Origin of the sequence: Pseudomonas psychrophila HA-4 (genome assembly GCF_000282975.1) — a bacterium.
GTDB lineage: Bacteria > Pseudomonadota > Gammaproteobacteria > Pseudomonadales > Pseudomonadaceae > Aquipseudomonas > Aquipseudomonas psychrophila_A.
In genome coordinates, this window is the sequence record NZ_ALJC01000140.1 from 1 (window position 1) to 9,572 (window position 9,572).

The window sequence follows — 9,572 nt, forward strand, 5'->3', positions numbered from 1 at the left end:
CCGCCCGCCCGCAGCGATTTACGGTTTTCCGGGCGCATCACTGCGCCCCCACCAGTCGCCAACACCACGCCATCGGCCTCACAGAGTTCGGCAATCATTGCCTCCTCGCGATCACGAAAACCCGGCTCGCCTTCTTTATCGAAGATCCACGGGATATTGGCACCGGTGCGCACTTCAATTTCCTTATCGGAATCTTTGAACGGCAGGTGCAGCTCTTTGGCCAGCAAACGTCCGATGGTGCTTTTACCAGCCCCCATGGGCCCAACAAGAATCAAATTTCGCACAGAATCAATGACTCACAGCAATCGCCTGGTTGTTCATGATACGCGGAGTCAAGAACACCAGCAGCTCGGATTTTTTTTCCAGGACAAGGTCTTTACGGAAAAGTCGGCCAACATACGGCAGATCGCCCAAAAATGGCACTTTATCTACCACATTGCTTTGAGTATTTGAGAACACACCGCCGATTACGATGGTTTCACCGTCCTTGACCAGCACCTTGGCCTTCACTTCGTTCTTTTTGATCGGCGGCACGTTGTTGACCATATTCATGTAGTCCGGCTCATCCTTGGTGACCACCACCTCCATAATCACGCTGCTGTCCGGGGTGATTTGCGGGGTCACCTCTAGCGACAGCGAGGCCTCCTTGAACGACACCGACGTGGCGCCGCTAGAGCTTGACTCTTGATAGGGGATTTCGGTGCCTTTAAGGATCTTGGCGGTTTCTTTGTCGGAGGTGACCACTTTGGGCTGAGAGATGATTTCACCGTTGCCGGTTTTTTCCATCGCACTCAGTTCCAGGTCCAGCAAGACATTGTTGGAGATAAAAGCAATGCCCAGCCCCGAGGTATTGCTCTTGACCCCCATGTCGACAAAGGGCGCACTCAGAGTGCCCGGCTCAGCCCCCGCCTCAGTCGCCGGGACGATACCGCCTGCGCTCCATTTGCCCCCCGTGTTCAAGGCACCACCCCAGCGCACGCCCAGATTACGTTCAAAGTCGACACCCACTTCTACGATGCGGGCCTCGATCATCACCTGACGTACCGGCACATCCAGTTGCGCCACGATGCGCCGCAACTCGTCCAACTGCGCACCGGACTGAAACGCGATGATGTTGTTGGTGCGCTCGTCCACCGTGATTGAGCCCCGCGCACCCTCGCTGGCCTGACCATCCGTCACGGACTGGAACAACTTGGCGATGTCGGCCGCTTTGGCGTAATTGACCTGCACCAACTCGCGCCGCAAGGGCGCCAGTTCGGCCAATTGCTGGCGCGCCTCCAGTTCATATCGCTCACGAGCGGCTATTTCTTCGGACGGGGCGATCAGCAGTACGTTGCCTTCGAGACGCTTGCCTAGGTCTTTGCTTTTAAGCACCAGGTCCAGCGCCTGATCCCACGGCACGTCCTGCAAGTTGAGGGTAATACTGCCTTGCACGGCGTCGCTGACCACCAGGTTGAACTGCGTAAAATCGGCCAACAACTGAAGCACCGTGCGGACTTCAATGGCTTGAAAGTTCAGCGACACTTTCTCCCCGGTATACACCGGGTTCGGCGCAGTAATACTTGGGTTTACAAAAGCCGAGTGCTGGACGACAGCCAACACTGACGGCGAATTCAGCGCACTCCATAGCGCCAGTCCGCAGACCGGGAAAATCCTTTTCATGGGGTATATCCGTTAAGACTGTTGCTTCAAAGGGATGTTCAGGGAGCGCTCCAGCCAACCGCCCTGACCATCTGAAATCACTTCAAACACTTCAACGTGTGCGGGGTCAATAAAAGCCACCTGACCGTTATTGCGCCCCAAGTAATCGCCAACTTTAAGGCGATGGACAATACCGTTAGCACGCAGCAAGGCGCTGGGCCCTTGGTCATTGGAAAACGTACCGACCATCTCGAATTGCTCAAGATCCAGCCCCTCCAGAAACTGCCGGGGCCGGTCCATGTCTAGCTCATCAGCCACCAGCAGGCTGACCTGCCAGCTGCCCGAGCCTGCGTCGCGTACAACCTGAAAAGGGCTGCGCAACGCGCCCGCTTCATAAGCAACCACACGGGCAGGCTCAACGCCGGGAACTGCCGCGATCAAGGTCTGCGGGACGGGTGCGGTTGCCTGCAAATACGCGTGCAATTGCGCGGTGCTTTGCGCGTTATCGCAGCCCGCAAGTATTGCGATCAACCCAAGACTAAACAGCCGAAAGACAACACTCATGGGATCAATCCTTGATCGTGGGCGCGGTAAGTCTTGGCCAGCAATGTCATGCGCAGTTGGCCGTCCCCCGTGTCATTGAGCGGCGCAAGGGCAAAGTCATGCAGGGTGACGATGCGCGGCAGGCTCGCCAAGCTACTGACGAAAAGCCCAAGGTCGTGATACCCGCCGATCAGCACCAACTTCAAGGGCAATTCGGCATAAAACGGCTGAAGCACCTCGGGCGACCACTGAATGTGCTCAATCAACAAGCCGCTAGTCAGAGCAATGCGGGACACCTCATCCAGCAGGCCGGGCACTTGCGCCTGACCGGGCAGTTGCTTCAACGCACCACTGAATGACGTTTCGAGCTCGTGCACATGCATCAACCAAGCGTCCAGGCCTGCTGCCTGGGTGGCTTTAGAAGCAAATTCGGTTTTTAGCGTGACCTCAACGCCGCGCTGTTGCGCAAGCCGGTTGATCGGTGACTGCAATTGCAACCCGTAACCCACAATCAGCAGCACGCCCACCAAAAGCAGCGCCACCAAGGCTTTAAACCTAAGCGACCACCAACCAACACGCTCGAAGTCTAGGTCTCGCAGTTCGAACTGGCCCAAGCGGGCTAGCCATTGAGCCGCGCTCACAGTTGGCCGCCGCTGCGGACATGCCGGGTTTGGCGCACAGTCATTTCAAATAACCGCTCCGGCCCCTCTGCATGGATGGGCCCCGCTTGCACGTCAATCAGCACGGGCGTTTCGAGCCAATGCGAGGCATCGAGGTTGCGCATCAGCTCCGCGACAAGCTTATTGGACTGAGCCACCCCGGTAATCACAAGCGTCTGGTCCGTCATTTTCACATCAGTGAAATACACGCCTTGGGGCAGGCTGCGCGCCAGTTGCTGCAAAATGATTCCGCTGTCAGAGCGATTACCCTGAAGCGTCTCGATGGTCTGCATGCGTTCGAGCAACTGCTCTCGGCGCACTTTCAACTGATCGATCTGCTCGGCACGACCATCCAGTTGCACCATGGCACTTCGGATCAAATCATTGCGCGCCAACTGACGCTCAACCGCCCGGTCAATAAAGTGGTCAATCACAAACAACCCACCTACCGCCATCGCTGATAGCGCGAGCAATACGATCACAAAACGCTTACGTCGTTTTTCTCGCAACAATGCGCGCCACGGCAGTAAGTTGATGCTTGCCATTAATCAAACCCCCTTAAGGCCAGACCGCAGGCAGTCAACAACAGAGGAGCATCGCAAAGCAAGGCTTGAGGTGTTAGCAAAGGATTAATACGCATGAGCGCAAACGGGTTGGCCGCCTGCGTAGGCAGGCCAAGTTGAGCCTCCAGCCACGTACTCAGGCCGCTGCGTGAGGCCGCCGCGCCAGACAGCACGAGCGATGCAAGGGGCTCGACAAACGGTTCAAGGCCGCGCCGGATGTGTTGCAGCGCAATGCTGTTGAATGCTTCATCCGCAAGCGCATCGCAACCAAACAGCAGTTCTCGGTAATACAGCAACTGCCCCTCCCGCACAACGCTCAACACCGTCGTATGGGGGGCAAAATCGACCACCGCCACCGCGCCAGGTGTCTGCAAACCTGTGGCACAAGGCGCCAGCGCCTCAAGCGCACGTTCCAACGCGTGAGCGTGCACTGCAATCACCCGCGCCTTGAGCCCGGCGTGGCTCAACACCGCCTCGTACCAATCAAGCGTCTGTTGACGACACGTCACCAGCAATACGTTCAACCGTTCAGGATTGTTCGGCACACAGCCCACAACCTCAAAGTCCAGCGCTAGCTCATCCAGTGCATACGGAATGTATTGCTCGGCCTCTAGGCGCACGTAAAGTTCTAGGTCGTCATCGCTCAGGCCAGCGTCCAACTCAAGATTTTTACAGATGATCTGCGTGTCAGGCACTGCCACCACCGCATCGCGTGCCACTACCGAAGCCGTGCCAAGTGCTTTTACCAATGCCTGCCCGGCACTTTTCGGATCGACACGGGTCAGATCGTCCATGAGCACGGCAGCTAATGGCTCAATGCCATAGCTCTCCAACTGGAAGGTGCCGTGAGAACGGCTTAACTCGACTACTTTTATCGCGTGCAAACCGATGTCGACCCCCAGATACCGCTGGCGGGCGTTGCGAAAATATCCGGACACTGTGGTTTTCCCTAATGCAATCCGTGACTTACGGAGGGTAAATAATGAGTTCCGTTCATAACCCGTTCTGACATGCGGTCCCTGACGCTTGCGGCCGAAAAATGCTTATAATGCCGGGCGTTTTTTTCCGCACCGTCGACCCTGCATAACTGCGCACTACCCTGACGTGCACACCCATTTCTTAATCTGGAAATCCAAAAGCCTTGATTCGTCTGCTGAAGTTTTTCGGGTGGTCTTTCGTTGCCGTGTTCTGCGGGCTCTTGCTCGCGCTTAGCGGCGCGTATCTCTATCTTAGTCCTGGCTTGCCGTCCGTAGAGTCGTTGAGAAGCATCCAGTTGCAGATTCCTTTGCGGGTCTACACCAGCGACGGCAAATTGATTGCAGAGTTTGGCGAAATGCGCCGCTCTCCGATCAAGTTCGCCGACATTCCACCCAATTTCATCAATGCTTTGCTCTCGGCAGAGGATGACAACTTCGCCAATCATTACGGGGTCGACCCCAGTAGCCTGATGCGCGCCGCGACCCAGTTGGTAAAAAGCGGACACATACAATCGGGTGGCAGCACCATCACGATGCAGGTGGCGAAGAACTATTTCCTGACCAGTGAGCGGAGCTTTTCCCGCAAAACCAACGAAATCCTGTTGGCCCTGGAAATTGAACGCGAACTGACCAAGGACGAAATCCTTGAGCTGTACGTGAACAAGATTTACCTCGGCAACCGTGCTTACGGCATCGAGTCCGCGGCGCAGGTCTACTACGGCAAATCGATCCGTGACCTGAGCCTGGCGCAGATGGCAATGATTGCTGGCCTGCCCAAAGCCCCTTCGCGCTTTAACCCGTTGGCCAACCCAGTGCGCAGTAAAGAACGCCGCGACTGGATCCTGGGCCGTATGTACAAGCTGGGCAAAATCGATCAGGCCAGCTACGAAGCCGCCATTGCCGAGCCGGTCGATGCCAGCTACCACGTGCAAAGCCCAGAAGTGAACGCGCCTTACATCGCCGAAATGGCCCGCGCCGAGATGGTCGGTCGTTATGGCAGCGAGGCGTACACCGAAGGTTACCGGGTGACCACCACCGTACCGAGCGACCTGCAAGCACTGGCTAACACGTCGGTTGAAGACGGCCTGATCGCCTACGACCAGCGCCACGGCTATCGCGGCCCAGAATCGCGCTTTGCGGGCAAAACCCAAGCGGTCTGGACTCAAGAACTCGCCAAACAGCGGCCTATCAGCGGGCTTGAGCCTGCCATCGTGACCCAGGTCGACAAAGACGGCCTGCAAGTACTGACCCGTAATGGCGGAGCTCATGTCCCGTGGGACAGCATGAAATGGGCCCGCAAGTTCCTCAACACCAACAGCATGGGTCCACTGCCCAAGCAGCCTTCAGACGTGGCGCAAGTGGGCGATTTGATTCGCGTACAGCCGCAAAAAGATGGCGCCCTCAAATTTAGCCAAGTGCCAAACGTGCAAGGCGCGCTGGTATCGCTTGCCCCGGACAACGGCGCCATTCGCGCACTGGTCGGTGGTTTCGCCTTTGAGCAAAGTAACTACAACCGGGCGATGCAAGCCAAGCGTCAGCCAGGCTCCAGCTTCAAACCGTTCGTCTACAGCGCGGCACTGGACAACGGCTACACCGCCGCCACATTGGTGAACGACGCCCCGATCGTGTTTGTCGACGAGTACCTGGACAAAGTCTGGCGCCCGAAAAACGACACCAACACCTTCCTCGGCCCAATCCGTCTGCGCGAGGCGCTGTACAAGTCGCGCAACCTAGTGTCGATCCGCTTACTGCAAAGCTTGGGCGTTGACCGCACCATCGACTACATCAGCAAGTTCGGCTTTAACAAGCAAGACCTGCCGCGCAACCTGTCACTGGCCTTGGGCACTGCCACCCTGACCCCGATGGAAATCGCCACCGGCTGGAGCACCTTTGCCAACGGCGGTTACAAAATCACGCCGTACCTGATCGATAAAATCGAAAGCCGCAATGGCGAGACCCTGTTCGTGGCCAACCCGCCAAGCGTGCCGAAAAACGCCAGCAAAGACGTGCCTCCAGAGGCCGCAGCGCTGACCATCGACACCATCAACGCCGCACCCGGCCTGCCGACCACCGAAACCCAAGCGGTCGCTGAACGCATCGTTGACGGGCGCACCACTTACATCCTCACCAGCATGTTGCAAGACGTGATCAAACTCGGCACCGGCCGTCGCGCTTTGGCGCTGGGCCGCACTGACCTGGCGGGCAAAACCGGTACCACCAACGAATCGAAAGATGCGTGGTTCTCGGGTTACAACGCCGATTACGTGACCACCGTATGGACTGGTTTCGACCAACCCGAAAGCCTCGGGCGTCGTGAATACGGCGGCACCGTGGCCTTGCCGATCTGGATGAGCTACATGGGCGGCGCGCTCAAAGGTAAGCCTGCACACACCCAGACTGAGCCCGAAGGCATCCTCAGCCTGCGCATCGACCCTGTCAGCGGGCGCATCGCATCACCTGGCACACCGGGCGCCTACTTTGAACTGTTCAAAAGCGAAGACACACCGCCGACCAACAGCGAGCTGGGCAATGGCGTAGCACCGGGCAGCCCACTGCCAGCAGATGACGGGGCGCCGATCGATCTCTTCTGACGAAAAGAGCGGCGAGGGGTTAGCTGCAAGCGGCAAGTGAGAGGCGGTTTTGCGCTTACTTGTGGCTTGTGGCTAGCGGTTCACCGCTACGGCAAATCAAGAATGTCCCCCAAGTAGGGCGCACCCACCACGTGCAGGCCCAACGAGGCATCCAGTTCGGCCATTGAAAGCCCCTTGGGTGCCATGGCCAATTGCTCGACGCGGGTGCTGTCGCTATTGGCCAGCCAGCGCTCGATGCTCTGGGCCAAGCCTTCGGCGTCTGCAGTGCAATTACCATACACATCTGCCGGCTGCACCACTTGATGGTGCAACGTGTTCAACCGATGGCGGGTCGTTTTTATCTTTGAGGCTTCCTTGAGCAGCGAATTAATCGCCGAGAGCGTCGTAACGGCGCGCGGCGTTATTTCATGAGTCACCTCGCTGAGCTTGTCTTTCAACTGCGCCTCAATGCGCGCCAACACTTCATCCATCCACTCCATCTCTCGACCACTCACCCGTGAACGCTTGTTAGCCAGCGCCTCTTGCCAACGCCGAAGCGTCGCCCAACTGTGCGGCACATAGCTGGCGATAACCGAGTGATCTCCCGCGTCCATCACTTGCTGGATAAAGCTCCCTCGGGCTGGCAGCCCCTCGTGCTGCGCAATGGCGAGGGTGCACGCAGCGTGCTGGGCCAACGTCTCGCAGCCCGGTGCCCACAAGATATGTGACACCTCACCGTCACCGAAATCCACCGGCATAAAGTGTTGAAGCTGCCCGTGGTGCGCATAAGGCTCGCCATCCACATTGACGATGCTGGTGAGATAAGCAGCGAATTGGGCCGGCACTTGTCGATAACGGATACCAACACCAGGCATCGGCTCGCCCGGTTTAGTCTTCATCCAGGGCGCAGGCACGCTCGGCACTGGGTCGTTGTGATTGACCATGCGGTGATGTGCCAAAGACTCGGCTGCCTGGACGAAAGTTGCATCCCCAGCACGCGGCGCGCCGTAGGTGTGGAGCAGGATGTTGTAACCCTCGGGTTTGCTTCGCAACATTTGCGACAGTATTAAAGCGATAGCACCGCCCAGACTGTGGCCACAGATCAGAATTTTTTGGCCTGCGTAGAACTTATCGAGGTATTTGGTCGCGAAGTCATTGGCTTTCTTGGCCGCGCCATAAAACCCACGATGAACTGCGCCTTTGCCTTCTTCAAAAGGCACCTGAAATCCATCGGTATCGCGAAGGACATCGACCCCCTCACTGGTGCCACGGATAGCGATCAAGATGATCTCATCGCTATGAGTCGCGAAAGCCTGTGTATCCGTATCGACGGTTTCACCTCGGTCATCCAAAAAATGGACTTTTACTGGACTTTCCTGATCAGGCCCCTTCTGAGGTTGATTTACGGGGTATAGCGCTGGATCAAAAGGCACAATTTCAAAACGCCTGGAATACGCCACATCTTCATATAGCGGGTAGTACGCCTGGGCCTGATCGGCATCGACTCGCCCGAGTTGTTTGTACTTGGCCAAGGCGTCACCAAACCAGTTACCCGAACTCGGGACCTGCTTAAAGCTGACGCTGGCCTGGTGAATGGGGTGTTTGCTCGGCGCCTGCCCAAAGGGGCAGTAACTTAATGTGGCCATCAACGCCAATTGATACAGGTTGAGCGCACAAAATTGTGGGTCGGTCGAGAACAGCGGGCGCAACGCACGCAGAGGTCGCACTTGCAGGATGCTGTGTCGGCTACCGAATAGACAGAGGCCCCGCGGGCTGTGCTTGACCATCAACTTGCGGATGCCTTCGGAAGGCGGGTAATGACATTCCACTACAGAAGGCAAGTGTGAGACGTGCTCAACCAAATGCCGGACTTCGATTTGGTAGAAATCTGTGTTCGTAAGCAGTAGTGCAGGGTTATTCGACGTGCGGCTACCGTCTTTATTGAAGTAACGGGTGTGTTCGGCTCTGACTTGAAGTTCAGTTATTTTTAGGGGGTAATGCGTCCGCTCTTGCAACATTTTATAGGTTTTATTAATACCCGTATAAACCTCATTCATTATTAGCGCGATCGGTCCGGCAAAATGATTCTCAACCTTCCCAACACCCGCCATATCAAGGTACCCCTTATATTCGACCCCCTCAAAGTCAACCACTTTAAAAGCCAACCCCGCATAAGGCTTGCCTGCGCCAAATTCATCTACTACTTGAAAAGTAGACGTCTTACCTTGAACAGGACACGAAAACATCCGACCTCTTAGATCGATACTGTTAACACTATTATTCATTACCATTATTAAACCTCCTTTACTTTGTACAGCCTGGATAAATAGAACACCTCGCACCATCAGGCATTATGAAATCACTAAAGTCTTTTTTATTCCCATTGCAGAACGCATATTGATCTTCGAAGCCATCACCCATACAGCGCTTCCAACCATTAGGCACATTTACCCAAGTATCCCCTATAGAGGGAGTCTCTTTCTCAGCCAAATTTATTTTCATCTTCACTGTCTTACCCGGGAGTTGATCCAGGGTATAAACCGCTACAGGCCCACCAGGAGTAGGAGGTTGATTAATATTAATATCTTTACAGTTCAGCAACTTTATAAGCCGTCTATT

The 9,572-nt window shown here is 56.1% G+C and carries 8 protein-coding genes and 1 pseudogene; 1 reads left to right on the plus strand and 8 read right to left on the minus strand.

Annotated features, from left to right (window positions below):
• The 6 genes from B347_RS0123905 to pilM form a co-directional block, all read right to left on the minus strand.
• Window positions 1-284 (minus strand): shikimate kinase (locus tag B347_RS0123905; RefSeq protein ID WP_026014392.1); only part of this gene is annotated, 284 nt, incomplete at its 3' end.
• A gap of 4 nt (window positions 285-288) precedes the next feature.
• Window positions 289-1,662 carry a type IV pilus secretin PilQ gene (locus tag B347_RS0123910; protein WP_019412221.1) on the minus strand — a complete coding sequence of 458 codons (1,374 nt, stop codon included), beginning with the start codon at window positions 1,660-1,662 and terminating at the stop codon, window positions 289-291.
• A gap of 12 nt (window positions 1,663-1,674) precedes the next feature.
• Window positions 1,675-2,205 (minus strand): pilus assembly protein PilP, encoded by a 531-nt coding sequence (locus B347_RS0123915; protein ID WP_019412222.1) that lies wholly within the window; start codon window positions 2,203-2,205, stop codon window positions 1,675-1,677.
• Window positions 2,202-2,825, minus strand: coding sequence for a type 4a pilus biogenesis protein PilO (locus B347_RS0123920; RefSeq protein ID WP_019412223.1), 624 nt, complete (start codon window positions 2,823-2,825; stop codon window positions 2,202-2,204). Before B347_RS0123920 ends, B347_RS0123915 begins: the two co-directional genes overlap by 4 nt.
• Entirely contained in the window at window positions 2,822-3,388 is a 567-nt protein-coding gene (locus tag B347_RS0123925; RefSeq protein ID WP_019412224.1) for a PilN domain-containing protein, read from the minus strand. The genes B347_RS0123920 and B347_RS0123925 overlap by 4 nt, the downstream gene beginning before the upstream one ends.
• The gene (pilM, locus tag B347_RS0123930) at window positions 3,388-4,344 is read right to left on the minus strand and encodes a type IV pilus assembly protein PilM (RefSeq protein ID WP_019412225.1); all 957 of its coding nucleotides are present in this window, start codon (window positions 4,342-4,344) and stop codon (window positions 3,388-3,390) included. Before pilM ends, B347_RS0123925 begins: the two co-directional genes overlap by 1 nt.
• A 206-nt stretch (window positions 4,345-4,550) precedes the next feature.
• On the opposite strand from pilM, the gene B347_RS0123935 reads away from it, so the two are divergent.
• The gene (locus B347_RS0123935) at window positions 4,551-6,974 is read left to right on the plus strand and encodes a penicillin-binding protein 1A (protein WP_423812790.1); all 2,424 of its coding nucleotides are present in this window, start codon (window positions 4,551-4,553) and stop codon (window positions 6,972-6,974) included.
• Window positions 6,975-7,060: 86 nt separating this feature from the next.
• On the opposite strand, the gene B347_RS0123940 is transcribed toward B347_RS0123935, so the two are convergent.
• Together B347_RS0123940 and B347_RS27015 are read right to left on the minus strand one after the other, a co-directional pair.
• Entirely contained in the window at window positions 7,061-9,010 is a 1,950-nt protein-coding gene (locus B347_RS0123940; protein WP_237719158.1) for a lipase family protein, read from the minus strand.
• Between the two features lie 247 nt (window positions 9,011-9,257).
• Window positions 9,258-9,572 (minus strand): annotated as a pseudogene (locus tag B347_RS27015) (hypothetical protein); the annotation flags it as partial.

What these genes read in the sequence shown, in the direction of transcription:
- B347_RS0123910 (WP_019412221.1), bottom strand. Translation starts at nt 1,662, where the DNA reads ATGAAAAGGATTTTCCCGGTCTGCGGACTGGCGCTATGGAGTGCGCTG.
- B347_RS0123915 (WP_019412222.1), bottom strand. Translation starts at nt 2,205, where the DNA reads ATGAGTGTTGTCTTTCGGCTGTTTAGTCTTGGGTTGATCGCAATACTT.
- B347_RS0123925 (WP_019412224.1), bottom strand. Translation starts at nt 3,388, where the DNA reads ATGGCAAGCATCAACTTACTGCCGTGGCGCGCATTGTTGCGAGAAAAA.
- B347_RS0123940 (WP_237719158.1), bottom strand. Translation starts at nt 9,010, where the DNA reads ATGAATGAGGTTTATACGGGTATTAATAAAACCTATAAAATGTTGCAA.